We start from the raw sequence: 26,484 nt of genomic DNA on the forward strand, positions 1-26,484 counted from the left end.
ATAACCCCATGAACAATGTAAATAATAAACGGCCGGTGAGAGTAAAAAATGAATTGAAATTCAGGGAAATCATTGTCAAACGCTGTGAGGACCTGTTCGGCTGCTTCAAACGCATTATTTTTACCGGAGAAGAGCTCGGCGGGTTCGTTTCACGGGGGTTTGACGATCATATCAAGGTTTTTTTCCCGTCGGCGCCGGGGAAGTCCGTCACACCGCCGCGCATCACCGAGGAGGGCATAGTATGGCCGGAGGGAGCACGGCCCATTGGCCGCGATTATACGCCGCTGTCTTTCAACGCGGAAAAAAATGAACTGACGCTGGATTTTTATTTGCATGACGGCGGCGTGGCAAGCGAGTGGGCCGCCAAGGCGAAGCCGGGGGATATGCTCGCCATGGGGGGCCCGCGGGGATCGCTTTTGATACCGACGGATTATGCCAGGCAACTCTATCTCTGCGATGAAACGGGCTTGCCGGCCATCAAGCGGCGCTGCGGGGAGCTTAACGCCGCCGGCACGGCCGGGAACGCGGTGATTTTGGCGAGTGCCCGGGATGCCCGATGCCGGGAGTATCTCGCTGACCATAATGATATGCATATCCAGTGGATTATTGGCGAAGCCCCGGGCCGCCGGCCGGACAATGACGCTGTGCTGGCAAGCGTGAAAGCATTGCCCCTTTCCGGTAAGGATTGCTTCATTTGGGCCACCGGCGAAGGTGGGCTGGTGAAAGCCATCGGGGATTTTTTCACCGTACAATGCGGCGTTGAGCCGGATTTTGTCAGGGCTGTCGCCTATTGGCATGATAAATAATGTGCTGTACGGCGTGCTATAAAGCGATATATTTGAAAAATCCTATAATGAACCCCCTACGATGATTTCGATGAAAAAAACGCCGCCCTACAGGCAGCAGGAACCGTTAGATAGCGATAAACAGCGCCCCGCGGCGATAGGGGGAAAAGAACATTGTCTCGGGGGGCGCAAGCATCGCCGCGAACGCATGTTCGACAGCGCGGACATCAGGTTGTTGATCATGCATTTTTTAGCGCAGGGGCCCGCCCATGGCTATGAATTGATCAAAGCGATACAGGAGTTGTCCAAAGGCGAATACACGCCGAGCGCCAGCATCGTTTATCCCAACCTGACCTTTTTGGAGGAGCAGGGGATGGCGTCCCCAGTCTATGACGGGGCGGGGAAGAAACAGTACCGGCTGACGGAGGAGGGCCAATCGCTGCTCGATGTCCAGCGTGGCAACCTGAACGGGATTATCGACCGTTTGTATTCCATGGCGATACTCTCCAATAATCGAAGCATTCCTGAAATGCAAAGAGCGATTAATAATATCCGGACGGCTTTGAATCTGCGCCTCGCCAAAGGGAAAATATCCCAACAGACGCTTTATAACATTATCGATGCGCTGGATAACGCCGCCAAAGAAATCGAACGGAGCTAAAAGATATTCATCCAATACCCTTCAAAGGACGATTCCATGCCTATTCTTAGCCCCCTCTATTGCGGCAGGCTGTTATATGCCGCTCTGCTGCTATTTTCCGCCCTGTCGCTCGCGGCGCCAGGGACCGGGCGGGGCGCATTACCGGGCATTGGGCTCATGCCGCGAAACGCCGAGTCGGGCAAACCGGCCGTATTGGCGGTGGTTAAACCGGCCATAGCCTGTTCTGCACTGATGCAGGTGGATTTAGCTGTTATCGGCGGCCAAGGCAGCCGGGTGGTGTCGGCGAAAGAGGTGTCTGCCGGCGGCACGGCGTTTTGCGCCGTGGAAGGGGTGCTGGCGCCGGAAATCAACTTTACGCTTATGCTGCCCACGGCCAGCTGGAACCAGCGCTATATGCAGCTGGGCTGCGGAGGATTATGCGGCCAGGTCAATCTTCAGGTGGGAGCGGCGGCCGGCTGCGCCGTGCTGAATGCCGGCGGGTTTGCCCTGGCCGCCACCGATATGGGGCATCCCGCGTCGGAGCAGGATTTCGGCAACGATCCGCAAAAGCGCAGGGATTTCGCCTACCGTTCGGTGCACCTTACCGCGCTGGCGTCCAAGGCGCTGGTGGCGGCGTTTTATCAGCGACCCGCGGCCAGGTCCTATTTTAACGGCTGCTCTGACGGCGGTCGCGAAGCCTTGATGGAGGCGCAGCGGTACCCGAAGGATTTCGACGGCATTATCGCCGGCGCGGCGGCGATGAATTTCCAGGCGCAGAATGCCCTTTATCACAGTTGGCAGGCCGTCAGCAATACCGGCCCGGATGGCAAGGCCATTATCACCGCGGCCGAGCTTCCGTTGATTCATCGGGCGGTATTGGCGCAGTGTGATGGGATTGACGGACAGAAAGACGGCCTGATCTCCGATCCCCAGGCCTGCCATTTCAATATGCGCGTATTAAAATGCAATGGGGTGAAGGCGGGCAGCGGCGGGCAATGTCTGACGGATATCCAGCTTACCGCGCTGCGTCGCCTATACGACGGGCCGCGAGACGCCGACACCGGTAAAAAAATGACCGTCGGCGGGCCGCAGTATGGCTCGGAACTGGCCTGGGCCGGCGTCTTTGTGCCGCAAACCGCCGATGGCCCGATTTTCAGCCGGCTTATCGCACTGTCCTCCTTGAGGTACCTGAATTTTACCACCAACCCGCCGGGGACCTTCAGTCTGAAAGACCTGAAGTTCAACGGGGCAACATTCCAGGCGTTGCAGAAACTTCATCCGCTTTATGATGCCACCAATCCCGATCTGAGCGCGTTTGCGGCGGCGGGAGGCAAACTGATTATTTGGCATGGCTGGGCGGACCCGCATATTTCCCCGCTGAATTCCATCGCCTACCACAATGCCCTGGCGCAATACATGGGCACGGCCAGGCGGGACAGATTCGAGCGGTTATATCTGCTGCCGGGCGTTTATCATTGCGCCGGCGGGGAGGGGCCAAGCCTGGTTGATTTTCTGACGCCGCTGATGATCTGGGTGGAAAAAGGCGTCCCGCCGGACGGTGTCGCCACCTGGCAGGCGCCGGATACCGAAAAAAGCGGTTTTGGCCAGCCGGTTGCGAACGAAAACCCGGCGCCGCCGGTTCTGAGAACGCAGACCATCCCTGGGAAGGCGGCGTCACGGCCGGTGTTCCCGTATCCCTATTATGCGGCGTACGGCCTCGCTAAAGGCGATCGGGCCGAAACGCCGGCCTATAGTCCCAGGCCGCTGCTGGAGACCCATGCCTATTATCAATGGCTCGGCGAAGGCTTCTATCGGCCCTATAAATTCATGGACTGATATTGTGCCCGGCCGGGGCGGCGCGTAGGTGCGTCCCCGGCCCGCTAGATGCCGTTGCCGGGGCTTTGCAGGATAACATCATACTGCCGGCGGCTGACGGGACTGAAGCCCTTGATAAGCACGGCGCGGCAAACCTCGCGGTGTTCCGGCGCGCTCACCAGCCCCAGCAGCGCCGTCCGTAAGGCCGCCAGCGTCGCGGGGGAGGTGTGCCGTTGCGTAATCAAGGGCAGGCCGGGAGCCAGCGGGGTGCGTCCGATGGTTTTCAGGCCGCGGATGCGTTCGGGACGATGGCGTTGCAGCAGGGCATAGGTGACGCAGTCGACGGCGGCGATATCCGCCTCTTCCCGCTGCAGGGCTATCAGGGATTGTTCATGGCCGCCGCTGAAAATGATCTGGCTGAAAAAATGACCTCCCGCGGCCATCGGCGCCGTCATGGCCCGTAATGCATGGTAGCCGGAATAGGAGTCGGCGCTGTTGCAGACCGCCCGCCGCTGCCTGAAATCCCGGAGCTCAGCCCCTGTCTCCCGCTGACGGACGAGCAGGAAGCTACGGTAGCCGATGCCTTCACAGCCAGGGGCATCATAATGGAAACAGCCCACCGGCTGGACGTCCGGCAGCATGGTCATGAACGGATAGCCGCAGGTCTGGCTGAGCAGCAGTTGGGGATCTTGCCAATGGGCCGCCAGATCCGCCGGCCAGCTAAGGGCGAGACCGGCGGCGGCTACGCCCTGTTCGGCCAGCAGCCGGCGCAGATGTTGCCACTGGGCGTCGACGTCGGCCCGGTTAATGGCATACATGGGAAGGGAGACGCTATCAGCCGGGGCCATCAGGTTTTTTTTCACCGGTGAACGACGCCGGATGAACATTGACATCCACAGGTCTTAACAGGAAACGGCTTAACCATTCGAAATACCCTCGCACGACAAATCCCCGGTTTTGCAGCTGGTAGCTGTGCCGATAGGTCAGATAAATATAGCGCAGAGCATACCAGGGGACACCCGGCAAATCATGGTGTACCGAATGATAGTTCAAATTGAGAAACAGCAGGCGCCAGGGCAGGGCGGCTTCATTGATCACCGAGCGCTCCTTGGGATCGTCCGCCGCCTGATGTTCCATAAAGGAGCGGATTTTGGTCAAGCCCAGGGCCGGGTAGCTGACCGCCAGCAGAAAATAGAGTACCGGGAAGCCGCAATAGCGTATCCAGGCGATAACCAGCATCAACAACACGCCGTGCGCCAGCCACATCCCCATGGCCCGGCGGTCGCGGCGGTGAAATGCGGCAATCAGGCAAACCATGGCCTGGGCGATATCCAGCGCCGGCCCCAGCAGCACCCGGCCCGGCAGGGTATTGTGCAGCCGTATCAGGCCCCGCTGCCGGCGGCTCAATCGTTCCCAGCGCTCTGCTGAGAAATAATAGGTTTCCGGATCTTCGCCGGGCAGCGTCAGCTCTTCTTCCCGATGGTGCCGTAGATGCAAGTCGCGGTATAGGCCGTAGGGATACCAGATGGCCAACGGCAGCAGTCCCAGCAGCTGATTGACGCGGGGATTGCGGGTGGGGTGGCCGTGGATCAGTTCATGCTGCAACGACATATACCAGGCGGTGAACCAGGTAAGGACAAGAGTGGTGGGAACCAATCCAAGGATTCGCCAATAGGCCAGGGCGGCGAACCAGCCGCTGTAAATGGTCACAATCAGGATCCAGGTGGGCAGTTCGCTGCGCCACAGCCATGATTGGGATAATCCGTGAATAAAATCCCGCTGCTGTCCGTGCAGGTAGGACGCACCCTTTTTAACCGTTGCCATCAGCCTTATTCCAATGAATAACTACCCATTGGAAAATAAAATGGAATGCACGGCACTAAATAACAACGTATTTAAACGGTAATAGATGAACGGGAAATAGCTATAGGGTAACGGCGGTGATGTAGCCATTATGTTACGCAGTTTTTATATATAGTATGCTGAAATTGTTATTTAAAAAATGTCGGTGTCCCGTGTTCTAATTTTTTACCCGCATTGAATGCCGGCTTGTATGAGAAAACATCACCCGCCTGAACTTTCAATGGCCGAATTAACGCTATCGCGCTTTTTTTAGGAAAAACCATGACATTGACCACCTCATTATCCCTCGCCGGAAGGGTAAGCTTCGCTTTATTGCTCAGCGCCGCATTTTCCCTATCCGCATCGGCCCAAAGCCTGCTGGATAAGGCAAAGAGCCAGGAACCGCTGGTGGCCGGCATCGCCAATGAACAGCCTTACGGCTATATCGGGCCCGACGGGAAAGCCACCGGCGCCAATATCGAGGTGCTGCGGGCAGTGCTCAAGCCTCTGGGCATCACCAAAATCGATACGCCCATCGTGGACTTCGGCGCGCTGGTGCCGGGTCTGGCGGCCAAACGGTTTGATGTCATCGGCGCCGGGCTTTTTATCAATCACTCGCGCTGCCAGGTCATTGGCTTCTCCAATCCGGTCACCCGCTCCGGCGGGGCCTTTATCGTCAAAAAAGGCAATCCGCTTAATCTGCACAGCTTAAAAGATGTGGCGGCCAATAAACGGGCTCGTCTGGGCACCCAAAACGGCACCAACCAGATTCAGGAAGCCAAAGACAGCGGCATAGACGCCGGCAGCGTAGTGTTATTCGATAAAGATACCGAGGCGCTGGCGGCATTAAAGGCAAATCGTATTGATGCCGTGTATTTTCCGGATGCGGAAATCATCAGCCTGCTGAAAAAAGAGCCGGATCCGTCGGTGGAACGCGCTTTGCCTTTCCAACAGATTCCCGATGCCCAGGGCAAGCCGAGCTATAACTACCATGCGTTCGGTTTGCCCCGTAACGACCCGGAGTTTATCAGCGCGTTCAATGTCCAGCTGGCGAAGCTGCGCGCTTCCGGTGATCTATTAAAAATATTGCAAAAATATGGTTATACCGCCAATGAACTGCCGCCGGAAAATATCCAGGCCAGCCAGATTTGTGCAACCCATAGCTGATTTATTGCGACAGGCATTATCATGATTAAACACACCAACGGGCAGCGGGGCAATTTGCAATGGGGATTTTTGTCGTTCAGCCATCCGCTGCTTACCGAGCTGCAACTGCCCTGGTTTGATATTACCGCTGCCGAACCCGGACCAAAGCTTGCCATTATCGCCGGCATGCATCCGAACGAAGTTGCGGCGATGGAGGCCGCCCTGCGGTTAAAAGAGTATTTTGCCGCCAATCTGCAGCGGGGTTCGGTGGCTATACTGCCGATATTGAATATGCCCGGGCTGTATAGCCATGCGGAATTTGTTTGTCCGGTAGATGATAAAAATATCAATTTCCTTTCCCCCGGCAATCCCCAGGGCAGTTTTAGCGAAGCGCTTATCGATGCGGTGCTGAACGTCTGGGCAAAAGATGCCGCGGTGTTTATTGACCTGCACGGCGGCGATCTGCGCGAGGAGGTCGCCAAGTTCGTGATGTGCCAGCTCATCGGCGACGGGGATTTTGACGCCCGCACCCGGGCACTGGCGCATCAGTTCGACGCGGACGCCATCGTCGAATTCGACGTGGATCAGCGCAATAATCGCGGCCGGGCCACCAATGAGCTGCCATGGCTGGGGCGCCACGCCGTAATGGCCGAAGGCGGCGCCAACGGCATTCTGGACGAGGAAAATACGCTGTTTCATTTTAACGGCGTGGCCAATATCGCCCGCTACCTCGGCCTTACCGCCGACGCCTTTGCGCCGCGTGTCCGCCGTAATCGGGTGGTGAGCAATTTTTACAAAGTGGAGGCCCCCCGCAGCGGCCGTCTCTACCTGGACGTGGCGGTAGGCCAAACCGTCAGCCGCGGGCAGCGCCTCGGCATCGTTCGCGATCTTTTCGGTGATTGGCTGGCGGATATTATCGCCCCGTTTTCCGGGCTTATCCTGATGATTGTGAACCATAATATCACCTCGGAAGGGGAGTGGCTTATCAGCCTGGCCCCGGCCGGGGAATGAGCTTGCGGGTCATAAAGGCGGGCCGATGAGGCTTATGGATACCGAACAGCTGGAGTTTATCGCGCGGCAGCTGCTGAAAGGCATCGGCGTTACGCTGCAAATCACCTTGTTGGCCGCGCTGCTGGCGCTGGCGCTGGCGTTTATCGTCGCCTTGCTGCGGCTGTCGCCGTTTCGCCCGCTCAGCGTCGGCGCCCGGGTCTATATCGAGTTTTTCCGCGGGACCTCGGCGCTGGTGCAGCTGTTTTATCTGTTTTTTATTTTGCCGCTGTTGGGGATTACCTTAAGCCCCATGACAACCGCCGTTATCGGATTGGGACTTAACTTTTCCTCTTTCGGCGCCGAGATCGTTCGCTCGGCGCTGGTTAACGTCGGCCAGGGCCAGCGCGACGCGCTGCGGGCCCTTGATTTTCCGGCCGCCGCCGGGCTGCGGCGTATTATTTTGCCGCAGGCGCTGCCCTTTATGCTGCCGCCGCTGGGTAGCCTGCTGGTGGAATTGCTGAAATCCACTTCTCTGGTGTCGATGATAACCCTGAGCGATTTGACCTTCTCCGGTTCAACGCTGATTACCAGCCTGGGCCACCAAACGCTGATATGGAGCTTTGTGCTGGTGTGTTATTTCTTTTTGTCATGGCCGCTTGTCTGGCTGGTGCGTCGATATGAGCGCCGCCATACCCGCCATCGCGGGTCACGGGGGGCTCGATGACTTTTGATTTGGCCTTCGCCTGGTCGATTTTGCCTGATTTGCTGGCCGGTCTGGGGGTGACGCTGGAAGTCGTGGTAGCGGGATTTTGCGGCGCGGTAGCTATTGGGGGCGCCATGGCGCTGCTGCGGCAATGCTCCGTCGGTGCCCTGCGTGTCCTGAGTAAAGCCTATATTGCGTTTTTTCGCCAGACGCCGTTACTGGTCCAGCTCTACTTCCTGTTTTTCGCCCTGCCGCTAAGCGGCCTCACCCTGCCGGCCGTCGCTACGGGGGTGCTGGGGCTGGGGTTGTACTACGGCGCCTATATCGCCGAGGCGTTTCGCGGGGCCATTAACGACGTGCCCGCCGGCCAATGGGAGGCGGCGCGGGCGCTGGACTTCGGGCCGCTGGCGCTCTGGCGGCGCATTATTTTGCCCCAGGCCATGAAGCCGATGGTGCCGGTGCTGGGCAACTACCTGATCGGCATGTTCAAAGAAACGCCGCTGCTGGCGGTGATAACCATTCCCGAGCTTTTCCAGGCGGCAAAACAGATAGCCGGCGTGACCTATCGCTACAACGAGCCTTATACCCTGATGGCGTTGCTGTTCCTGGCTATCAGTTTACCCACTTCATTTATATTCAACTATCTCGAAAAAAAGAACCGCCATGGCTGATTGGAAAAAAAGCACGTACCAGGTTGAATCCCTGCCGTCGTCCCTGACGACGCCGCTGATTTCCCTGGCGCAGGTGGTCAAGGATTATGGTGATACCAGGGTGCTGGATCACCTCAACCTTGCCATACCCGAAGGACAGAAAGTGGCGCTCATCGGCCCCAGCGGATCCGGCAAATCCACCGTTCTTCGGTTGATCAAAGGGTTGGAAACGGTGTCGAACGGTACGGTGACCATGGATGGCGCGGCGGTGGGGAGCGGCCGCCGTCAGCATCGCTGGTTCTCGCGGGGACCGGTTCGCCATCAGGTGGGTATGGTATTCCAGCATTTTAATTTATTCCCCCATTTGACCGTAGAGCAAAATATCATGGAAGCGCCGTTAAGGGTGCTTAAGCTTGACGTGGCGCAAGCACGGGAGCGGGCGCATTATTATCTGCGGATAGTAGGATTGGCGCATAAAGCGCCGGCCTGGCCCTCCACCCTGTCAGGCGGCCAGCAGCAGCGCGTGGCCATTGCCCGGGCGCTGGCGATGCAGCCCCGCGTAATGCTGTTTGATGAAGTGACCTCGGCGCTGGATCCGGAATCGGTGGGGGAGGTACTCAAGGTGATCCGGGATGTCGCCCATGGGCAAAACATGACCATGCTGCTGGTGACCCATGAGATGTCCTTTGCCCGGGACGTGGCCGATCGGGTACTGTTTATGGAAAAAGGGAAAATCATCGATGACGGCACGCCGGAACAGGTGCTGGTAAACCCCCTCAATCCGCGAACCCGGCAGTTCCTCAATATCCTGACCGAGCGCTAGCCGCCGGGCCGATAACGCAGCGCGTCGACAAACAGGGCAAAGGCGGTGGTATGCTGTTTGCGGCTCGGATAATAGAGATAATAGCCGGGGAAGGGTTCGCACCACTCCTGCAGCACACGCACCAGGCGGCCTTGGCTGATGTCATCCGCCACCGAATCATCAGGTATGAAAGCCAGGCCGAAACCATTTACCGCGGCGTCTATCCGCTGTTTGAGGGTATTGAAGGTGAGTTGCCCCTCCACGCGGACTTTTATCTGCTGGCCGTTTTTTTCAAACTCCCAGGCATACAATCCGCCCATGGTGGGCAGCCGCATATTGATGCAGGCGTGATGCTGCAGATCCTGCGGCGTGCCGGGGACGCCGCAGCGGGCAAAATAGGCCGGCGCCCCCACCACGGCCATGCTCATATCCGGCGCGATGCGCACCGCAATCATATCCTTCGCCACCTGTTCACCCAGGCGAATCCCGGCGTCAAAACGGCCGCTGACGATATCGGTCAAGGCATTATCCACCGTGATTTCCACATGGATATCCGGATATCGGGCGAGGAACGATTTCAGCACCGGCCAGAGAACGTAATCCACCGCGTGTTCTCCGGCGGTCAGGCGAATATTACCCGCGGGTCGTTCACGCATTTCGCTTAGTGCTTCCAGCTCGCCTTCTATTTCGGCAAAGCGCGGCTCCAGGCTGGCAATCAGCTTTTCGCCGGCTTCCGTGGGGGCGACGCTGCGGGTGGTGCGGGTGAGCAGCCGGAGCGCCAGCCGCTCTTCCAGCCCGCGGATGGCATGGCTTAAGGCGGATTGCGACACGCCGAGCTTGGCCGCCGCTTTGGTAAAGCTGCGCTCCCGCGCCACGGCAAGAAAGGAAATCAAATCGTTAAAATTTTCTTTTAGCATTTCATTAGGGATGTTTTTAGCATTGACCGGGCATAGATTAGCACTAATCAGCGGTAATACGGCACTATTTATGAATTGACCTCATAGACTTATGCACATTATCCACTCTAATATTTATGACCGTTCTTTGCTACCTTTCACATCAGGCGTCATATCCGGCGATCGGTATCCCGACGCGCTGGAAAAACTCACCGGACCGTAAATCGGAGCAAATATAATATGAAGATAACACCCAGCGGTTCCCAGCCGTCCAAAGCCGGCCCTGAAAGTTATTTTACCGGCGGGGTCCGCATCGATGCGCCTTTCCAGGCAACGGCGCCGGCCCGTGTGGGTGGCGCCACCGTGACGTTCGAACCCGGCGCCCGTACCGCCTGGCATACCCATCCCCTGGGCCAGACGCTTATCATCATCCAGGGCCGTGGCTGGCTGCAGGAATGGGGCGGCGAAATCAAAGAGATGAATCAAGGGGATATTGCCTGGATCCCTGACGGGGTGAAACATTGGCACGGCGCGACGCCTGACACCGCCATGACGCATCTCGCCATAGCGGAATCGCTGAACGGCAGTCCGGTTGAATGGCTGGAAAAAGTCAGCGACGAACAGTATCGGAAATAATTTCGGAGGAATTATGGCACAAGGTATTGAAAATAAAGTGGTGGTTATCGCCGGGGCCAGCAGCGGCCTGGGTGAGGCGCTGGCGCGCCGTTTGGCCAAGGACGGGGCAAAACTCATGCTGGGCGCCCGCCGCCTGGACCGGCTGGAAACGCTGGCCGGGGAGCTATCCCTGGATAAAGAGGCGGTGCTCAGAACCGATGTGACCCGGCCGGAACAGGTGCAGGCCCTGGTGGACAAAGCCGTGGCGCTGTATGGCCGCGTTGATGTGATGGTCAACAACGCCGGACTGATGCCGCATTCGCTGCTGGAACGCCGTAAAATCGACGACTGGAACCAGATGATTGACGTTAATCTCAAAGGGGTACTGTACGGCATTGCCGCGGCGCTGCCGTATATGAAAGAACAGAAGGGCGGGCATATCATTAACACCTCTTCCGTGGCGGGCCATAAGGTACGGCCGGGCAGCGCCGTGTATGCCGCCACCAAAACCGCGGTGCGGGTGATCTCCGAAGGGCTCCGGCAGGAAGTGAAACCCTACAATATCCGTACGACGATTATTTCCCCCGGGGCGGTAACCAGCGAACTGGCGGACAGTATTACCGAAGCCGACGTGGCGGCGAATATCAAGCAGTTCTATGCTGAAACCGCCATCTCCGCCGACTCGTTCGCCGCCGTGGTGGCCTTTGCCATCAGCCAGCCGGAGGAGGTGGATATCAATGAAATCCTGTTCCGCCCCACGAAACAAGATCTCTGATTAGCCGGATGCCGGTGCCCGGTGACGGGGCGCCTTTCAGCCTAATGACGCATAGATCACCTGGAACGGCTGGTGGTCTAGCGCCGGCATCATTTCCGGCCGATGGCGACAGTCAGTGACGATATCCGTCAGCGAGGGCAAAGGGCAAACGCGAAACAGCGACCATGAGCCGTATTTGCTGCTGTCGGCCAACAGCACCCGGCGTTGGGCATTGGCCAGCAGATCCTGCTTGAGGCCGGCTTTCTCTTCGGTCGGCGTGGTAATGCCTTTCTCCAGGCTCCAGGAGTTACAACTGACAAAGGCAAGTTGCGGATTAATGCTGCGCAATAGCTTGCGGCCATGTTCACCGATGCAGGATTGACTGCTGTCGTCGATGCGTCCGCCGATGATGGTAACCTCGATTTGCTTAAAGCCGCTGAGAAACAGCGCGATATGCAAATCGGTGGTAATCACCCGTAACGGCAAATGGCTTAATTGGCGGGCCAGCTCGTACATGGTGGTGCCGGCATCCAGCACCACGGTATCACCGGCGGTGACGAAGCCGGCGGCCTCAAAGGCAATGGCCTGCTTCTCCGCCAGATTGCGCTGATTTTTTTCGTAGGTGGTGGGCTGGGAGGGAATGAACCGGTTAAGGGTTACGCCGCCGTGCATGCGGCAAATGACGCCTTCCCGATCCAGTTTGATGAGATCCCGGCGCACGGTGGCGGGCGATGCGCTCAGCACCGTCACCAATTGATCCACTGTCACCAGATTATGGTTTTTCAGGTAACCCAAAATCTGGTCAAGGCGAGGTTGTCCCGTCATCGCGTCCGTCCGCTTATGCCAATTGCATTGCCAGCGCGATGGCAACAGCCATGCTCTTGGCTTTGGCTTGTCCGCGCCAGGCGATATCAAACGCGGTGCCATGATCCGCGGAAGTCCGGATAAACGGCAGGCCGGCGGTGATATTCACCCCATCGTAGAAGCCCAGAAGCTTTAAGGGGATATGCCCTTGGTCGTGATACATCGCGACGACCATATCATATTGTCCCTCATAGGCTTGCAGGAAAACCGTATCCGGCGGACAGGGGCCGTAAACATTGATGCCTTTTGCCGTCATCGCCGCAATGGCCGGGCCGACAATGGTTATCTCCTCATCACCGAACAGACCGTGTTCTCCCGCATGGGGATTGACGCCGGCCACCGCGATGCGGGGGGCGTCGAAACCGACGCGTTTGAGAAAGGTATCCGCCATGGCGATAACGGTTTCTACCCGCGCCCGGCTCAGGGTATCCAGGAATTTGCGCAGGGCGATATGCGTGCTGACATGAATCACCTTCAGCTTTTCGGTATAGAGCACCATGGCGTAATCCCGGCTGTGGGTTAATGTCGCCAGCAATTCAGTATGCCCTGGATAAATATGGCCGGCGCTGTGCAATGCTTCCTTATTTAACGGCGCCGTGGCAATGGCATGAACCTCTCCCGCCATGGCCAGTTCGGTCGCCCGCTTTACGCAGCGGTAGGCCAGATCCCCCGCGGCCGATTGCACCTTGCCCGGCTGCAACGCCAGAGGGTCGGCCAGCGGTTCATCGATAACGTTCAATATGCCGGGAGCGAAATGCGCATCGGCGACGTTTTTGATAATCCGCAGCTCCGCCGCCGGCGTGATATTCAGAGATAAAACCCGCCGGAGCGTACCGGCGCAGCCCACCACCACCGTCGGCGCACCGGATAGGGGGCCGTCGATGAGTGATTTGATGATGATTTCCGGACCGATGCCCGCCGGGTCGCCCATGGTGACTGCAATGATTTTAATCACTCCGCTTCTCCTGATTGAAACACAATATGATTATATTGAATCATAGTTGATTATATGTGAGCACGATCAAAAAAAACCAACGTTAAATATTCTATAAAATAGGGGCGGCGGCCATGAGCTGTGATGTTAAATGATGAAATATAATCACCGACGTTCCCTGAGCGGGGAATGAAGAGACAAGGCAAGGTCAATGAATATAAACAGCACCCTTATCAGTGGTTATCAGGCGCTTAACGACCTGGGTTACCTGTTGCAGGATAAGCGAGCGGCATTACTGGTAACGGATAAAAACATCGCCGTTATTCCCGCCGTTCAAAGCGTGATTGAGCAGGTGTGCGGCAAGGTCGCCAGCCTTAAGATGATTGATAATGTCCCCCCGGAGCCCAGGGCGCAGGATGTGGAGGCTATCGTCGCCGCGCTGGGGGGAAAGTCGTTTGATCTGGTGATAGGTATCGGCGGCGGCAGCGTGCTGGACGTGGCGAAACTGCTTTCAGTGCTGTGTATCGGGGGCGCGCCGGATTTAACCGCCCTGCTGGCGGGAGAAAAGCCGCAAAAGCGCATCACCTCGCTGCTTATCCCCACCACGGCCGGAACCGGCTCGGAAGCTACGCCCAATGCCATTTTAGCCATCCCCGAACGGGAAACCAAAGTCGGGATCATTTCGCCGGTGATGCTGCCGGACTATGTGGCATTGGTGCCGGAGTTGACCGTCAGCATGCCGGCGTCTATCGCCTCGTCAACTGGTATCGACGCGCTCTGTCATCTGATTGAATGTTTTACGTCCGTGGCGGCCAACCCGGTCAGCGACAACTATGCCCTGATGGGGCTGAAAAAACTGTTCGCGAATCTGGAAATCGCCGTGGCCCGGCCGGATAACCTGGCCGCCCGATTGGAAATGCTGTGGGCGTCTTATTACGGCGGCGCCGCCATTACCCATGCCGGGACGCATCTGGTTCATGCCATGTCTTATCCCCTGGGAGGCAAATACCATATCCCCCACGGGGTGGCGAACGCCATTTTGCTGGCCCCCTGTATGCGCTTTATCCGTCCGGCGGCGGTGGCCAAATTTGCGCAGGCCTATGATTTAGTGCCTGATGCCATCACCTCTCTAAGCGACGAAGAAAAATCCCACGCGCTGGTGGAGTATTTTTCCGCCTTGGTGCAGCGCCTAAAGCTGCCGGCGAGTCTCGAGGCGCTGGGAATCGGCGGGGAGCATTTGCCTTATCTGGTGGAGGCGGCGCTGGACGTGCAGCGGCTCATGAAAAATGTTCCGACGCAAGTGGGCGCCGACGATGTCCGCCGCCTCTATTTGACGCTGTTCCAAACACAGGATTGTTGATTAATTACGAGGGTATTATGAGCAAAAAAATCAGCGGCGTACTGACGGCTATCGTCACCACCTTCGACAAAAACGGCGATTTCAGCCCGAGCGCCATGCGTTTGCAGGTTCAGCGCCAGTTGGGTTACGGCAACGGCATATTCTGCGGTGGCACCAACGGCGAGTTTTTTGTGCTGAACGAGAAGGAAAAGCTGGCATTAATCGAGACCTGCACCGATGAGGTGGCGGGCAAGGCGGCGGTGGTGGGGCATATCGGCGAGATATCCACCCGCGAAACCATCCGGCTCGGTAAGCAGGCGGCGGGTTTGGGCGTCGATGCGGTTTCCGTGATCACGCCCTATTTTGTGCCGCTAAAACAGGAGGAACTGGCGTGGCATTACCGGGCCATCGCCGATGCCCTGCCGGTGCCGATCTTTCTCTACAATATTCCGGCGCGCACCGGCAATACGCTGCAACCGGAAACCGTCCGGCAATTGGCGTCCCATCCGAATATTATCGGTATCAAAGACAGTGCCGGCAGCTATGAAAGCCTGAGCGGCTTTCTTAACGCCGTGAAGGATCTCGAGGGTTTCAGCGTGCTTAACGGTCCCGACTCGCTCATTCATCAGGGCTTTGTGGATGGCTGCTCCGCATGCATCTCCGGTTTGGCCAACGTCGCGCCAAAAGAGATTAACGCTATCTGGTCCCGTTTCCATGCCGGCGATGTGGAAGGCTCCCGTGCGGCGCAGGAACAGGTGACCGGACTGCGAACCGATCTGTATAACGTGGCGTTTTCTCCGGCGGCGGTGAAAAAAGCGGTGTCGCTGATGGGTTATGACGTAGGGGAAAGCCGTTATCCCATCAGGTTCAGCGCGGCGGACGAGGAAAAAATCCTCCAGATCATCAATAAATATACCAAGTGATTTTTGCTGCGGGCGTTTATACACGCCGCGGAATCACGACCGTGGGCCGGTGGGATAATAACGGAATCTCAATATGAAAATACTCTGTACTTCGCCCTCTTTTGCTAAATATGATGATAGCCCGGTCATGGCGCTTAAACAGCATGGCCTGGAAATAGTCATGTTGCCGGCGGATATCAGTCTGTCCGAACTGCGTGCGCATCTAGCCGATACCGTGGCGATGATTGTGGCGTTTACCGAGGTGACTCCGGCACTGCTGGAGATGGCGCCGCAGCTCAAGATTGTCTGCAAGCATGGCGTCGGCGTGGACAATATTGACCTGAAGGCCACCGCTGAACGGGGTATTTATGTCACCAATGTTCCCGATGCCAATAAGCATGCGGTCGCCGATTTTGCTTTTTCCTTGATCCTGGCCGGCGCCCGCCAGCTGACGCAATCCGTTATCCAGACGCGGGAAGGCCGCTGGCCGCGGATCTTTGCCACCGATGTCTATGGCAAAACGCTGGGCATTGTGGGACTGGGGAATATAGGCAAACAGGTGGCCTTGCGCGCCGCCGGATTTAACATGCGCGTGCTGGCCTATGATTTTTATCAGGACGAAGCCTTTGCCCGCGACCATAACGTTGAGTTTGTTACGTTGGATTCACTGGTGCAACAGAGCGATTTCATTACGCTTCATACGCCGTTGACCACCGAGACCCGCAACCTATTCGATGAAGCGCGGCTGAAACGTATGAAAAAAAGCGCCTTCCTGATTAATGTTTCCCGTGGCGGCGTGGTGGACGAAAACGCGCTGTATGATGCGTTGGTTGATCACGTCATCGCCGGTGCCGCGGCGGATGTGTTTGAACAGGAACCGTTAAAGACCCATCCATTATTTAGCTTAGATAATTTTATACCAACATCACATATCGCGGGCTATACCGACGGCGCCATCAGCGCCATCGGTGCCCGTTGCGTGGAACAGATTATTCAGTGCGTGGTACACCAGCAAAGACCTGTAAATATCATGAATTCACTTTGATGGTATTTAATAATGGGGAGAATGGCTATTTTCTCCCCGGGTATAATACTCGATATGGTGCTCATTTATTCAAATAAGCGCCACTCTATATTGGGCCAATCATCATGAACGATGCCGCAACGAAATCTCGTATCCGCTGGTGGGTCGCCGGCTTAATGTGGCTTGCCATTGCCATTAATTATGTTGACCGCACGGTGCTCTCCGCTTCCGCGCCGCAATTGATTAAAGAGCTCAGTTTAAATCCTGAGACCATGGGCCTGGTGATGGCCGCATTTTTTTGGTCTTATTCGTTATTGCAAATTCCCGGCGGTTGGTTTGCCGATCGTTTCGGCCAGAAAAAAGGGCTGGGATTGGCGCTGGGCTGGTGGTCCGTCGCCACCGCGGCCATGGGCCTGGCCACAGGATTCAAATCCCTGCTGGCGCTGCGATTGGCCTTGGGAGTGGGCGAGGCCGCCGCTTATCCGAGCAATGCCGGCATCACCGCCCGCTGGTTCCCGGACAAGGAGCGCGCCACGGTGTCCGGCCTGTTCGACAGCGCCTCGAAGTTCGGCAGCGCCGTGGCCATGCCGCTCATCGTTTGGCTTATCTATATGTTTGACTGGCGCATGACGTTCGTGATAACCGGTGCGGTCGGCCTGGTATGGCTGATTGCCTGGTATATTATCTATGCCGAAAATCCGGAAGACCATAAACATATCAGTTCGCAGGAAGTCCGCTATATTCGCGACGGGCAGTTACAAAAACACGGCGATAAATCGGTCCTGCCGATAAAATGGTATAAGCTGCTGCGTTATCGCAATATCTGGGCGATGTGCATCGGGTTTTTCACCATTAACTATACCTCCTATTTTTTCATTACCTGGCTGCCGACCTATTTGGTAAAAGACAAAGGAATGGACTTTATCAATATGGGGATGGTGGCCGCGCTGCCGCTGCTGTGCGGCATGATCATGGAGGTGGCGGCGGGCTGGGCCTCGGATGTCGTCGCCCACAAAAAAATCCTCTCCCTCACCGCCACCCGCAAGCTGTTCCTAACCATCGGCCTGCTGCTGGCGCTGTGTATCGGTTTCGCCCCGTTTACCCAATCCGTGTTCATGACCGTATTGCTGCTGTGCGTGGCAAAATCGGGCACGACCATTGCGGCGTCGCAGGTGTGGGCCCTGCCGGGGGACGTGGCGCCGAAAAACAGCGTCTCTATGGTGGCCGGTTTGCAAAACACCGTCTCGAATTTCGGCGGGGCCATCGGACCGGTTGTTACCGGCTTTATTGTGGCGACAACCGGCTCCTTTACCTATGCTTTGGTGTTTTCCGCCGCGCTGGTGGTGGTGGGGATTCTGAATTACCTGTTTTTGCTCGGTAGGGTTGAACCCATCGAGCCTGAAATTTCCGGTCCCGCCCCGCAAGCGTCCGTGGACCATATTTAACTATTCAGTTAGTTGTCGTTAGTTTTAATAATCGCATTATCCAAAGGTAATGCGATTATCGATTTACTCTGCGTCCTACATAATGATTTTCCGCAGGAGATGATAATGTCGCTTAATCCGGAGCCACAAAAGTATATGACAGGCCACAATGCAGTGGAGAATATAAAATCGGCTAAAGGCAAGATGCGGTTTATTATATTGACCGTGTTGTCCGTGGGTATTGCCATTAATTATATCGACCGTGCCACGATGAGCGTTGCCATTCCCTTTATGTCAACGGAATTGCATTTATCCAGCACCGACAGCGGATTTTTATTATCGGCGTTCTTTTGGAGCTACGTCTTGTTCCAACTGCCGGGGGGCTGGCTGGTGGACAGGTTCGGTCCACGTATCACCTTTGCCTTCAGTAGCCTCTGTTGGGGGCTGGCCACCGCGGCCTGCGGACTGGCGAACGGTATCACCGCGTTACTGGGCTTTCGGTTTGTGCTCGGCGCGGTGGAAGCGCCCAGCTATCCCGCCAGCTCATCAACGGTCACCCGCTGGTTCCCGCGCCAGGAGCGCAGCTTTGCCGCGGCCACCTTTAATAACGGCAGCAAGATAGGCGGCACCCTGGCCATTCCCATCGTCTCTTTCCTGATTGCCCTGGTGGGTTGGCGCATGACGTTTGTCATCTCCGGCCTGGCGGCGGTGATTTGGGCCGCGGCATGGTATGTCTGGTATCGTGATCCCCGCCAGCATCCCACCGTGTCGCAGGAAGAAGTGGAATTTATCGAGGCCAATCAGGAGCATATAACCGGCGAGGCCATGAGCATTGCCCAACTGCTGGCGCAGCGCACGGTGCAGGCCATGATGGCGGGCTTTTTTTGCGTGAATTTCGTCTCCTATTTTTTCTTCACCTGGTTTCCCACCTATCTGGTGGAAACCTTTCATCTGTCCCTGATGAAATTCGGCCTGCTCGGCATGCTGCCGGGCATCGCGGCGATTGTTGGCGGATGGTGCGGCGGCCTGTTGTCCGACAGTCTGGTGCGGCGGGGCTATTCTCTGACCATCGCCCGTAAAATCCCGCTGGTGGGGGGGATGCTGGGCAGTTCGGTCATCGGCATAGCGGCTTATTCTCCCACGGTTACCCTGGCCCTGGCCGCGTTGTGTTTCGCCAATTTTGCCGCGACTTTCGCTTCCGCCGCATTATGGGCGCTGCCCTCCGACGTAACGCCCAACCGCGCCAACGTGGCGACCATCGGCGGTATCCAGAATATGGCCGCGAATCTGGCGGGGATTATTTCGCCGATTTTTATCGGCGTGGTGATGCAATTTACCCATTCCTTTGTTATTCCTTTGGTTCTTGCCGGCGTTGTGGGCTTGGCGGGCGCGGTGGTCTATGGTATCTGGTTGCCGAAAGTGCAGCCAATGGCGCTGAAAATCAATTCCGGGAGGAGAAGAGCATGAACCGGCAGACCCGCTGGAAACAGCGTCCAGACGATGCAACATGGGGTGATTTCGGTCCTGACGATCAGCTGGGCCGGCTTAATTTACTGACGCCGGAAAAAGTGCTGGAAGGGGTGGCGGAGGTCAAGTCCGGCCGCACCTTCTGCCTGAGTTTGCCGCTGGATCTGCCCGGCGGAACCGTGATGAATCCCAGACGGCCGCCGCCGCGCATCCAGGCGACCCGGCGGGGGGATTATCCCAATATGACCTATCCCCTATCGCGGGACAATGCCCGCCTGACCGATGTCATTTGCGACGACATGGTTACCCTGGCTTTGCAGTATTCAACCCAGTGGGACAGTTTGGCGCATATGGGGCAATGGTTCGATGTGGCCGGTAACGGGGTGCCGGAAATGGTGTTTTATAACGGCTATCGCGCCGGGGTGGACATCGTGGGGGAACAGGATTACCGCCCCGGCGCAGGCTGCCATCACGGCAGCCACCTCGGCGCAACGGCGCTGGGCATTGAGCATATGGCGCAGCACGGCATACAGGGCCGGGCGGTCATGGTGGATATAAAAAAACATTTCGGTATCGAGCGGCTGGCCTTCGGCTATGAGCATCTGCTGCATATTTTACGGGCGGACAATATCACCGTTCGTCCGGGGGATATGGTCTGTTTCAGAACCGGCATGGATGAAGCCATCATCGCCATGGCGGGGACGCCCGACGGCGATTACCTCGGCCGGCATTTCGCCGGTCTGGACGGCAGCGACGGACGGTTGCGCCGTTGGATTGTGGACAACGGTATCGTGGCGCTGATTGCGGATAACCCGGCGGTGGAGATTCTGCCGGCCCATCCCATGAACGAGCATGTTTATCCCTCTCATCCCCTGCATGAGCTTTGCCTGTTTCGGCTCGGCACCTATCTGGGCGAACTGTGGCATCTGAGCGAGTTGGCCGATGGGCTGGCGGCGGAGCGGCGGCACGCTTTCCTGCTTACCGCGCCGCCGCTCCGATTACCCGGTGCCGTGGGGTCCCCGGTAACGCCGGTGGCGACAATATAGTGAAAATACCGGGCGGCAAGCGCGCACGAGACGAGCCGCCCCATAAAGTATCACGCCCGATAATGCTGTATACCTAACGCGACTCTTCTTTGCTCCGACCCCGCCTTGCCCCATGTGGCTCATTGCAATAGTAATTATTATTTACATTAATAATGCTAATGCGTATGATTCTCGTTTTCTTTTCTTTCTCGTTTGTTCTTTTTAAGTGACAATGTAACATTAAGTTATTTCAGGCTAAACAACCTATAAATCAATAAGACCCATGAGTATGTGAGCAAAAATATAACCGGTTTCATGGAGAATAGTGATGTTGCTGTTTGTTTCGAAGAGTAAGGCTCGAGAAGCGATGGGTAGGTTTAATCATTCAGGTTCGAGATATTTATTGCCCGTTGCCGCCGCCCTGATCTCTTCTTGGTATCACATGGCCGCCGCGGACGAGCCGGGCGGGGCGAAAAACGCCGATGACACCCTGGTGGTCACCGGCAGGCCAAGCGGCAATAGCAGCGGCGGCCAGCAGGATTACAGCGTGCCGGTGACCACCGCCGGCACCAAAATGCTGCTGGCGCCGCGGGATATTCCCCAGTCAGTGAGCATCATCACCCAGCAGCGCATGCAGGATCAGGATCTGCAAACCCTTAACGATGTGCTGAGCAATACCATCGGTATCTCACCGGAAATCATCGATTCCGATCGCGTCAGCTATTATTCCCGCGGTTTTCCCATCACCCGATATTTGTTTGACGGTATTCCCACGACCGTTGATCAGCTGTGGAACTTCGGCGATGCGGGTTCGGATACCGCCATCTATGACCGTATAGAAGTGGTGCGGGGCGCCACCGGCCTGCTCACCGGGTCGGGGGATCCCTCCGCCTCCGTCAATATGGTGCGTAAACATGCCGACAGCCGCGAATTCCAGGGTTCCGTCACCGGCAGCTACGGCAGCTGGGACAAACAACGAATGGTGCTGGACCTTTCCGGCCCGCTCTCGGCGTCCGGCAACGTACGCGGCCGGGTTATCGCCGGCTATCAGGATAATGACAGCTTCCTTGACCGCTACCATTACCGTAAAAAGTTTCTTTACGGCGTGGTGGACGCCAGTCTGACCGATGCCACCACCTTATCCCTGGGTTACGACTTTCAGGAAAACCATGCATCGGACCCCACCTGGGGAGGTTTGCCCACCTGGTATGGCGACGGCAGCCGTACGCACTTCCATCGCAGCTTTAACCCGGCGCCGGACTGGAGCTATAACAACCAGCTGTCGAGAAAGGTATTTGCCAATCTTGCCCATCATTTTGACAATGGCTGGGAGGCGCGCGTTAACGGCACCCATGCTGAAACCGATTTTGATTCCAAGCTGATGTATGCCGCCGGTTTTCCCGACAAGGAGAGCGGTACCGGGGTGACGGCCTACGGCGGATGGAATACCGGCGTACGCAAGGTGGATTCCGTCGATACCTATGCCAGCGGACCCTTTGACCTGTTGGGCCGCCGGCACAAGCTGATCGTCGGCGCCAGCTACAGCAGGCAAAATAACCGCTACTACAACTCCCAGGCCACCCTGAGCGAGTCTGATATCGGTGATTACAACAATTGGAACGGCGACGTGGCGGACCCGGTCTGGAGCCCCTGGGTGGATTATTCCAGTGATACGATACGGCAAAAATCGTTCTATACCGCCGCTCGCTTCTCCCTGGCGGATCCCCTGGCCCTGATTGTGGGCGCCCGTTACACCGATTGGCGCGCCGAGGGCACCACCGCCGATGCCGATAAAAGCGACGTCACGCCTTATGCCGGCCTGATTTATGATATTAACGACACCTGGTCCGCTTATGCCAGCTACACCTCCATCTTCCAGCCGCAGACCTACAGGGACCTGAATAAAAACTATCTGGACCCTACGGTGGGGAAAAACTATGAGACCGGCCTGAAAGGCGACTGGAATGACGGTCGCCTGACGGCGTCTGCCGCGGTGTTCCGCACGGAACAGAACCATGTGGCGGTGGATGAGAATACCTATATTCCGGGTACTACCGAAGAGGCCTATCGCGCGGTTAACAATACCGTCAGCAAAGGGGTTGAATTTGAGGTGAACGGCGCGGTAACCGACCGTCTGCAAATGACATTCGGCGGTTCCCGCTATGTCGCCAAAGACGGTGACGGTAATGCCGTCAACTCTTTCCTGCCGCGCACGTCGCTGAAATTCTTTACCCGCTATCAGCTGCCGGTATTGCCGGATCTCACCGTGGGCGGCGGCGTGAACTGGCAGAATCATACCTGGCAAAGTGACTACGGCCCGCTGGGGATGACGCGGGTGGAGCAGGGCAGCTATGCGCTGGTTAACCTGTTCGGGCGCTACCAGGTCAGCCGCCAGCTTTCGGTACAGGCCAATATCAACAACCTGTTTGATAAGGAGTATTATGACTATCTCGCTTCTTACGCCGTCTACGGCACGCCTCGCAGCGTCTCGGTGACGCTGAACTATACCTTCTGACGGTGCGGGATAATGTCCGGATGGGAGGCCTTTGGCTAAAACGTGACAACGTCACTTTGTGTCGCGCACTATACTCGTTCAGTGGCGCGGCGGAAGGCATCATATCCGGACAAAGGCAACCTTGCTGCCCGCCGCGTTGACATCCCAAAGGTTAATTGCTCTGGTCGTCGGCGCGGGTTACCTCTGCTACCGCCTCACTGTCATTAAAGAGCCGATGGTGCTGACAATAACCTGCATCGCCGACTGGGGTAAAAAATTCCCCGGTTTCGAAAAAGAGCTGGAGGGGGCGCAGTATGACGACGGCGAATACCGCATCTGGGTGCTGAAAGACGAAATCATCCGGTGAATACCCGATGAAAACTGTAGGTTATGATCACATCAATCGTCACAAAACCATACTATTTTACAAGATAAGCCTCTGGCTTCTGGTGATTATGGAGTGCCGCAGTACTAACGAATTGATAAAAGCGACCCTTGCCGGCGATATCGCGGCCAGGGTGTTCTTTTCCCATCAACGATAGGGCATATTCATGGATCATATTGTGTATGTTGTTGACGACGATAATTCGGTAAGACATTCCATTGTCAGGTTGCTACAGTCGGAAGGCTTCCATGTAGCTGATTTTGCTTCAGTGCAGGCGTTTCTTAAGCAGCATTTCAGTCATATTCCCTGTTGCGTTATTGTTGATATGAACGTGCCGGTGTCGGATGGGTTTGACGTGATGGAGGCGCTGGGAAAAACCGGTCGGGCGTTTCCGGTGATTTTTATCACCGGCTATGGCACCATCCCGTTGTCGGTAAAAGCGATGAAGGCCGGCGCCTATGAGTTTTTAACCAAGCCCATCGATCCCGGGCAATTGCTGAGCGCGGTCCGGGGAGGGCTGCTGACGGCCGAGAAAAACCTCTCCTTTTACCATGAGCTATCAAGCCTTGCCGAGCGCCATCAAACCCTGACGCCCCGGGAACGGGAAGTGCTTGGCTTGGCCATAGGCGGATTGCTTAATAAGCAGATAGCCACGGCGCTGGGAGTCAGTGAAATCACCGCCAAGGTGCATAAACGGCGGGTGATGGAGAAAATGCAAACCCGATGCCTGGCTGATTTGGTCAGGGCCGCGGAGCGCCTGCATATCGTCAAGTCCCAGAGCCGCTAGCGGCGGCGCCTGGACGGGCGTCCCCCCGGCGTTGCCGCCGGGGCGAACCCGCCATGCCGTTGCTCAAACCTGTAGATGATTTTCGAGGAACAAGACCTATGAACACCCAAGAGATGTCCGATCCCCGCGCCGCCCTCAAAAAATTGTCCGGCGCGCTGCGCAAATTGCACAAGACGCTGGTTGATCTGGAAACCGGGCGCTTTGGCCCGGTGGGCAGTCCCTTTGAGCATCTGCAACTGCTCACCGGCCACCCGCAGTTCGCCTGGCTGAGGCGGATTTCGGAGATCGTAGTGGAATTGGATGAACGGCTGGATGACAAGGAGGATATCGATACGGCGGCTATCGTTGCCTATAAAACCGTGGTCGAGCGCCTGTTGTCGCCGCCGGAAAGCGACGATGATTTTTATCGCAAATATGTGGAGGCTCTGCAGGAATCAACCGAGGCGGCAATCGCCCACGGCGAACTGCGTCAGGTGCTGTCCTTGCTTGCCGCTCCGTCGGATCCGGCATCCGGCCGCCAGGCCTAGGGGATTCGTCTGATGGCGCACAACCGGTAATGGCTCATTGAACCGGTATTCAGCCGTCCCCGCTGGCATCCTTTCCCATGGCCCGCATGCGCTGCCAATTGCCTGGCGGCGTACCTATAACGGATTTGAATACCCGGGAAAAATGGCTTTGATCGGTAAAGCCGCACTCCAGGGCGATTTGCGTCAGGCTTTGCTCATGGCGGCCAAGCAGTTCCTGGGCCTTTTGAATGCGCATCTTTTGCAGCCAGGCATAGGCTGAGTTGCCGGTGCTGTTTTTGAAATAGCGGGCAAAGTGCGCCCGCGATAGCCGGCACTCTTGGGCTATCTGCTCCAAAGATACCCCTTTGGCCATATTCAGCAGCATATACTCTTTCGCCCGTTGCTCCTGCCACGGCGCCAATCGGCCTTTTCGCCGGCTCCATTCCGGCGGCGCGTTGCCGTAAGCCGCCGTGAGGTGCGCCAGCAGCGCCAGGGAAAGATGCTCAATAAGAAAATCCGATGCGCCGTCGGGCATATCCATCAAGGGTATCAGCGCCTGCGCCAGATGGAACATCACCGGGTCGGTGGTGCCGGGCGGACAATCGAAGCGGGCAACGCGTTTTTGCCCGCTGTCATAGGTGAATTCGTCCAGGGCCTGGCGGGGGATAACCAAACGGACATTATCAAAAGGGCTCAGATGCTGGCAGCGCCAGTCCTCGGTAAGATCGGTAATGGCAACCGCCTGTTTCACATGGCCGCCGGTATGGATAAGCCGGCCATCGTGCCACAGCTTATGCAGCCTGAAATCCGCAAGTTGGACAATCACCGCAAAAGCCTCGCCGCAAGGGATGGTAATAACAGGCGCATTTTCAAGGGGCAGGGTGTCCGCGTGCCGGCTGGCATAAAAGCGAACGGAGCCGGCGTGAAGCGACATGCGGTTGGATAAGATCATGGAAGTTCCAATCCTTGCCTGCAGGCAGGCCAAGAAAATACATACCGTAACATTAGGCATCATTTTGTTAACAGTAAACTATAAATTTCCTGACAAATCTGCACCGGGTTGCAAAAACCGGCGTGAAGGGCGGTTTACCCGCATTTGGGGCGGGAGGGCAGGCGGGCGAATCAGAATTTGACTATCAATATACCCGTCATCGAATTATTTAGGGTATAACTCATCCGGCGGCGGTTTTTCTCCTCCCGCCGGCGGCGTGCCGCTGATCTTCGGCACGCACTCATGGCGAAACCAGGCCAGGGTCAGCGGTTGCCGGTTAATCAGCCGCTTGCAAACCGGGACAAGCTGCTCACCCACCAGCATGCCCAGCAGCCCCAGCAGCGCAGGCACCGGCGGCGCGGGTGAATGCACCTGCAATAAAGAATAAATGATACCGGCCAATATGCCGGTTACCAGGGAAACCAGGTAGGGTTTCATCACTTTCCTCATATTACCGCGGCGGCTGCGCGCCGACAGAATGGCTGCCGGGCGGGGCCGCCGCCGCGTGCCGCGCCACCTGGCTGATAAGCTGCTCCCCTGCCAGCATGCCCAGCAGACCGATAAGGGCGATGGCGGGCGGCGCGGGGGAACGCACCTTGAGCAGGGCGTAAACCAGGCCTATGAGTACGCCTGCGCCCATGGAAATAAGATAGACTTTCATGGTCGTTTCCCTTAGCGTCGTCCGCGTAAGCCGGAACGTAAGA

At 57.0% G+C, this 26,484-nt stretch carries 28 protein-coding genes; 20 read left to right on the forward strand and 8 right to left on the reverse strand.

Features of this window, described 5'->3' with window-relative positions:
- Nucleotides 1-8: 8 nt before the first annotated feature.
- From ACL2XJ_RS20485 to ACL2XJ_RS20495, 3 genes are all read left to right on the forward strand, one after another.
- Complete coding sequence (locus ACL2XJ_RS20485; RefSeq protein ID WP_413724322.1) at nt 9-806, forward strand: siderophore-interacting protein; 798 nt, start codon at nt 9-11, stop codon at nt 804-806.
- Between the two features lie 61 nt (nt 807-867).
- Nucleotides 868-1,446, forward strand: a complete 579-nt coding sequence (locus ACL2XJ_RS20490) for a PadR family transcriptional regulator (protein ID WP_413724323.1) — start codon at nt 868-870, stop codon at nt 1,444-1,446.
- Nucleotides 1,447-1,482: 36 nt separating this feature from the next.
- Nucleotides 1,483-3,261, forward strand: a complete 1,779-nt coding sequence (locus tag ACL2XJ_RS20495) for a tannase/feruloyl esterase family alpha/beta hydrolase (protein ID WP_413724324.1) — start codon at nt 1,483-1,485, stop codon at nt 3,259-3,261.
- Between the two features lie 44 nt (nt 3,262-3,305).
- Here the strand turns inward: ACL2XJ_RS20495 and ACL2XJ_RS20500 are convergent, their stop codons facing one another.
- Together ACL2XJ_RS20500 and ACL2XJ_RS20505 are read right to left on the reverse strand one after the other, a co-directional pair.
- Nucleotides 3,306-4,103, reverse strand: coding sequence for a phosphate/phosphite/phosphonate ABC transporter substrate-binding protein (locus ACL2XJ_RS20500; RefSeq protein ID WP_341785735.1), 798 nt, complete (start codon nt 4,101-4,103; stop codon nt 3,306-3,308).
- Nucleotides 4,075-5,064: a fatty acid desaturase gene (locus ACL2XJ_RS20505; protein ID WP_413724325.1), complete on the reverse strand. Its 990-nt coding sequence runs from the start codon at nt 5,062-5,064 to the stop codon at nt 4,075-4,077. Before ACL2XJ_RS20505 ends, ACL2XJ_RS20500 begins: the two co-directional genes overlap by 29 nt.
- Before the next feature lie 300 nt (nt 5,065-5,364).
- Here ACL2XJ_RS20505 and ehuB point away from each other — a divergent pair, with 300 nt between their 5' ends.
- The 5 genes from ehuB to ACL2XJ_RS20530 are packed head-to-tail and all read left to right on the forward strand — an operon-like array spanning nt 5,365 to nt 9,394.
- A complete protein-coding gene (ehuB, locus tag ACL2XJ_RS20510) occupies nt 5,365-6,249 on the forward strand; it encodes an ectoine/hydroxyectoine ABC transporter substrate-binding protein EhuB (RefSeq protein WP_413724326.1) in 885 nt (294 codons plus the stop codon).
- Nucleotides 6,250-6,270: 21 nt separating this feature from the next.
- Nucleotides 6,271-7,239: a succinylglutamate desuccinylase/aspartoacylase family protein gene (locus tag ACL2XJ_RS20515; RefSeq protein WP_413724327.1), complete on the forward strand. Its 969-nt coding sequence runs from the start codon at nt 6,271-6,273 to the stop codon at nt 7,237-7,239.
- 25 nt (nt 7,240-7,264) lie between these two features.
- Nucleotides 7,265-7,942, forward strand: coding sequence for an ectoine/hydroxyectoine ABC transporter permease subunit EhuC (ehuC, locus tag ACL2XJ_RS20520; RefSeq protein ID WP_413724328.1), 678 nt, complete (start codon nt 7,265-7,267; stop codon nt 7,940-7,942).
- On the forward strand, nt 7,939-8,592 hold the full coding sequence (gene ehuD, locus ACL2XJ_RS20525) for an ectoine/hydroxyectoine ABC transporter permease subunit EhuD (RefSeq protein ID WP_132921791.1): 654 nt from the start codon (nt 7,939-7,941) through the stop codon (nt 8,590-8,592). Before ehuC ends, ehuD begins: the two co-directional genes overlap by 4 nt.
- A 55-nt stretch (nt 8,593-8,647) precedes the next feature.
- Nucleotides 8,648-9,394 (forward strand): amino acid ABC transporter ATP-binding protein, encoded by a 747-nt coding sequence (locus ACL2XJ_RS20530; protein WP_413726930.1) that lies wholly within the window; start codon nt 8,648-8,650, stop codon nt 9,392-9,394.
- On the opposite strand, the gene ACL2XJ_RS20535 is transcribed toward ACL2XJ_RS20530, so the two are convergent.
- Nucleotides 9,391-10,290, reverse strand: coding sequence for a LysR family transcriptional regulator (locus tag ACL2XJ_RS20535; protein WP_413724329.1), 900 nt, complete (start codon nt 10,288-10,290; stop codon nt 9,391-9,393). The two genes, ACL2XJ_RS20530 and ACL2XJ_RS20535, sit on opposite strands and share 4 nt — an antisense overlap.
- 219 nt (nt 10,291-10,509) lie before the next feature.
- Between ACL2XJ_RS20535 and ACL2XJ_RS20540 the strand changes: the two genes are divergently transcribed.
- Nucleotides 10,510-10,905, forward strand: a complete 396-nt coding sequence (locus ACL2XJ_RS20540; protein WP_413724330.1) for a cupin domain-containing protein — start codon at nt 10,510-10,512, stop codon at nt 10,903-10,905.
- 13 nt (nt 10,906-10,918) lie between these two features.
- The gene (locus ACL2XJ_RS20545; RefSeq protein ID WP_132921787.1) at nt 10,919-11,659 is read left to right on the forward strand and encodes an SDR family oxidoreductase; all 741 of its coding nucleotides are present in this window, start codon (nt 10,919-10,921) and stop codon (nt 11,657-11,659) included.
- Nucleotides 11,660-11,695: 36 nt separating this feature from the next.
- On the opposite strand, the gene ACL2XJ_RS20550 is transcribed toward ACL2XJ_RS20545, so the two are convergent.
- Together ACL2XJ_RS20550 and ACL2XJ_RS20555 are read right to left on the reverse strand one after the other, a co-directional pair.
- On the reverse strand, nt 11,696-12,463 hold the full coding sequence (locus ACL2XJ_RS20550; RefSeq protein WP_132921786.1) for a DeoR/GlpR family DNA-binding transcription regulator: 768 nt from the start codon (nt 12,461-12,463) through the stop codon (nt 11,696-11,698).
- Nucleotides 12,464-12,476: 13 nt separating this feature from the next.
- On the reverse strand, nt 12,477-13,457 hold the full coding sequence (locus ACL2XJ_RS20555) for a D-threonate 4-phosphate dehydrogenase (RefSeq protein WP_413724331.1): 981 nt from the start codon (nt 13,455-13,457) through the stop codon (nt 12,477-12,479).
- Between the two features lie 190 nt (nt 13,458-13,647).
- Between ACL2XJ_RS20555 and ACL2XJ_RS20560 the strand changes: the two genes are divergently transcribed.
- The 10 genes from ACL2XJ_RS20560 (at nt 13,648) to ACL2XJ_RS20605 (ending at nt 24,810) form a co-directional block, all read left to right on the forward strand.
- Entirely contained in the window at nt 13,648-14,796 is a 1,149-nt protein-coding gene (locus tag ACL2XJ_RS20560) for an iron-containing alcohol dehydrogenase (protein WP_203521595.1), read from the forward strand.
- Nucleotides 14,797-14,813: 17 nt separating this feature from the next.
- A complete protein-coding gene (locus tag ACL2XJ_RS20565) occupies nt 14,814-15,698 on the forward strand; it encodes a dihydrodipicolinate synthase family protein (protein WP_413724332.1) in 885 nt (294 codons plus the stop codon).
- A 73-nt stretch (nt 15,699-15,771) separates the two neighbouring features.
- Nucleotides 15,772-16,722, forward strand: coding sequence for a phosphoglycerate dehydrogenase (locus ACL2XJ_RS20570; RefSeq protein WP_132921782.1), 951 nt, complete (start codon nt 15,772-15,774; stop codon nt 16,720-16,722).
- A 104-nt stretch (nt 16,723-16,826) separates the two neighbouring features.
- Nucleotides 16,827-18,146, forward strand: a complete 1,320-nt coding sequence (locus tag ACL2XJ_RS20575; RefSeq protein WP_203521593.1) for an MFS transporter — start codon at nt 16,827-16,829, stop codon at nt 18,144-18,146.
- A 135-nt stretch (nt 18,147-18,281) separates the two neighbouring features.
- Nucleotides 18,282-19,592 (forward strand): MFS transporter, encoded by a 1,311-nt coding sequence (locus ACL2XJ_RS20580; protein ID WP_132927756.1) that lies wholly within the window; start codon nt 18,282-18,284, stop codon nt 19,590-19,592.
- Nucleotides 19,589-20,638 carry a cyclase family protein gene (locus tag ACL2XJ_RS20585; RefSeq protein WP_413724333.1) on the forward strand — a complete coding sequence of 350 codons (1,050 nt, stop codon included), beginning with the start codon at nt 19,589-19,591 and terminating at the stop codon, nt 20,636-20,638. The genes ACL2XJ_RS20580 and ACL2XJ_RS20585 overlap by 4 nt, the downstream gene beginning before the upstream one ends.
- Before the next feature lie 346 nt (nt 20,639-20,984).
- Nucleotides 20,985-23,132, forward strand: coding sequence for a ferric-rhodotorulic acid/ferric-coprogen receptor FhuE (gene fhuE / locus ACL2XJ_RS20590; RefSeq protein WP_413724334.1), 2,148 nt, complete (start codon nt 20,985-20,987; stop codon nt 23,130-23,132).
- Between the two features lie 214 nt (nt 23,133-23,346).
- The gene (locus tag ACL2XJ_RS20595; protein ID WP_413724335.1) at nt 23,347-23,478 is read left to right on the forward strand and encodes a hypothetical protein; all 132 of its coding nucleotides are present in this window, start codon (nt 23,347-23,349) and stop codon (nt 23,476-23,478) included.
- A gap of 184 nt (nt 23,479-23,662) precedes the next feature.
- A complete protein-coding gene (locus ACL2XJ_RS20600; RefSeq protein ID WP_203521589.1) occupies nt 23,663-24,283 on the forward strand; it encodes a response regulator in 621 nt (206 codons plus the stop codon).
- A 98-nt stretch (nt 24,284-24,381) separates the two neighbouring features.
- A complete protein-coding gene (locus ACL2XJ_RS20605; protein ID WP_132921776.1) occupies nt 24,382-24,810 on the forward strand; it encodes a hypothetical protein in 429 nt (142 codons plus the stop codon).
- Between the two features lie 49 nt (nt 24,811-24,859).
- On the opposite strand, the gene ACL2XJ_RS20610 is transcribed toward ACL2XJ_RS20605, so the two are convergent.
- The 3 genes from ACL2XJ_RS20610 to ACL2XJ_RS20620 all read right to left on the reverse strand — a co-directional run bounded on the left by ACL2XJ_RS20610 (nt 24,860) and on the right by ACL2XJ_RS20620 (nt 26,441).
- Complete coding sequence (locus tag ACL2XJ_RS20610; RefSeq protein ID WP_165934108.1) at nt 24,860-25,741, reverse strand: helix-turn-helix domain-containing protein; 882 nt, start codon at nt 25,739-25,741, stop codon at nt 24,860-24,862.
- 204 nt (nt 25,742-25,945) lie between these two features.
- Nucleotides 25,946-26,218 carry a DUF1427 family protein gene (locus ACL2XJ_RS20615; protein ID WP_132921774.1) on the reverse strand — a complete coding sequence of 91 codons (273 nt, stop codon included), beginning with the start codon at nt 26,216-26,218 and terminating at the stop codon, nt 25,946-25,948.
- Between the two features lie 13 nt (nt 26,219-26,231).
- On the reverse strand, nt 26,232-26,441 hold the full coding sequence (locus ACL2XJ_RS20620; RefSeq protein ID WP_132921773.1) for a DUF1427 family protein: 210 nt from the start codon (nt 26,439-26,441) through the stop codon (nt 26,232-26,234).
- Between the last annotated feature and the right edge of the window lie 43 nt (nt 26,442-26,484).

This window comes from Sodalis sp. RH16, from assembly GCF_047324245.1.
In the GTDB taxonomy this organism is placed as follows: domain Bacteria; phylum Pseudomonadota; class Gammaproteobacteria; order Enterobacterales; family Enterobacteriaceae; genus Acerihabitans; species Acerihabitans ligni.

Coding starts and splice junctions, on each gene's coding strand:
- ACL2XJ_RS20605 (WP_132921776.1), top strand. CDS start 24,382: ATGAACACCCAAGAGATGTCCGATCCCCGCGCCGCCCTCAAAAAATTG.
- ACL2XJ_RS20565 (WP_413724332.1), top strand. CDS start 14,814: ATGAGCAAAAAAATCAGCGGCGTACTGACGGCTATCGTCACCACCTTC.
- ACL2XJ_RS20615 (WP_132921774.1), bottom strand. CDS start 26,218: ATGAAACCCTACCTGGTTTCCCTGGTAACCGGCATATTGGCCGGTATC.
- ACL2XJ_RS20575 (WP_203521593.1), top strand. CDS start 16,827: ATGAACGATGCCGCAACGAAATCTCGTATCCGCTGGTGGGTCGCCGGC.
- ACL2XJ_RS20570 (WP_132921782.1), top strand. CDS start 15,772: ATGAAAATACTCTGTACTTCGCCCTCTTTTGCTAAATATGATGATAGC.
- ACL2XJ_RS20550 (WP_132921786.1), bottom strand. CDS start 12,463: ATGACGGGACAACCTCGCCTTGACCAGATTTTGGGTTACCTGAAAAAC.
- ehuC (WP_413724328.1), top strand. CDS start 7,265: ATGAGGCTTATGGATACCGAACAGCTGGAGTTTATCGCGCGGCAGCTG.
- ACL2XJ_RS20610 (WP_165934108.1), bottom strand. CDS start 25,741: ATGATCTTATCCAACCGCATGTCGCTTCACGCCGGCTCCGTTCGCTTT.
- ACL2XJ_RS20585 (WP_413724333.1), top strand. CDS start 19,589: ATGAACCGGCAGACCCGCTGGAAACAGCGTCCAGACGATGCAACATGG.
- ACL2XJ_RS20600 (WP_203521589.1), top strand. CDS start 23,663: ATGGATCATATTGTGTATGTTGTTGACGACGATAATTCGGTAAGACAT.
- ACL2XJ_RS20490 (WP_413724323.1), top strand. CDS start 868: ATGATTTCGATGAAAAAAACGCCGCCCTACAGGCAGCAGGAACCGTTA.
- ACL2XJ_RS20540 (WP_413724330.1), top strand. CDS start 10,510: ATGAAGATAACACCCAGCGGTTCCCAGCCGTCCAAAGCCGGCCCTGAA.
- ehuB (WP_413724326.1), top strand. CDS start 5,365: ATGACATTGACCACCTCATTATCCCTCGCCGGAAGGGTAAGCTTCGCT.
- ACL2XJ_RS20485 (WP_413724322.1), top strand. CDS start 9: ATGAACAATGTAAATAATAAACGGCCGGTGAGAGTAAAAAATGAATTG.
- ACL2XJ_RS20505 (WP_413724325.1), bottom strand. CDS start 5,064: ATGGCAACGGTTAAAAAGGGTGCGTCCTACCTGCACGGACAGCAGCGG.
- ACL2XJ_RS20620 (WP_132921773.1), bottom strand. CDS start 26,441: ATGAAAGTCTATCTTATTTCCATGGGCGCAGGCGTACTCATAGGCCTG.
- ACL2XJ_RS20515 (WP_413724327.1), top strand. CDS start 6,271: ATGATTAAACACACCAACGGGCAGCGGGGCAATTTGCAATGGGGATTT.
- ACL2XJ_RS20595 (WP_413724335.1), top strand. CDS start 23,347: ATGGTGCTGACAATAACCTGCATCGCCGACTGGGGTAAAAAATTCCCC.
- fhuE (WP_413724334.1), top strand. CDS start 20,985: ATGGGTAGGTTTAATCATTCAGGTTCGAGATATTTATTGCCCGTTGCC.
- ACL2XJ_RS20535 (WP_413724329.1), bottom strand. CDS start 10,290: ATGCTAAAAGAAAATTTTAACGATTTGATTTCCTTTCTTGCCGTGGCG.
- ehuD (WP_132921791.1), top strand. CDS start 7,939: ATGACTTTTGATTTGGCCTTCGCCTGGTCGATTTTGCCTGATTTGCTG.
- ACL2XJ_RS20545 (WP_132921787.1), top strand. CDS start 10,919: ATGGCACAAGGTATTGAAAATAAAGTGGTGGTTATCGCCGGGGCCAGC.
- ACL2XJ_RS20560 (WP_203521595.1), top strand. CDS start 13,648: ATGAATATAAACAGCACCCTTATCAGTGGTTATCAGGCGCTTAACGAC.
- ACL2XJ_RS20580 (WP_132927756.1), top strand. CDS start 18,282: ATGACAGGCCACAATGCAGTGGAGAATATAAAATCGGCTAAAGGCAAG.
- ACL2XJ_RS20495 (WP_413724324.1), top strand. CDS start 1,483: ATGCCTATTCTTAGCCCCCTCTATTGCGGCAGGCTGTTATATGCCGCT.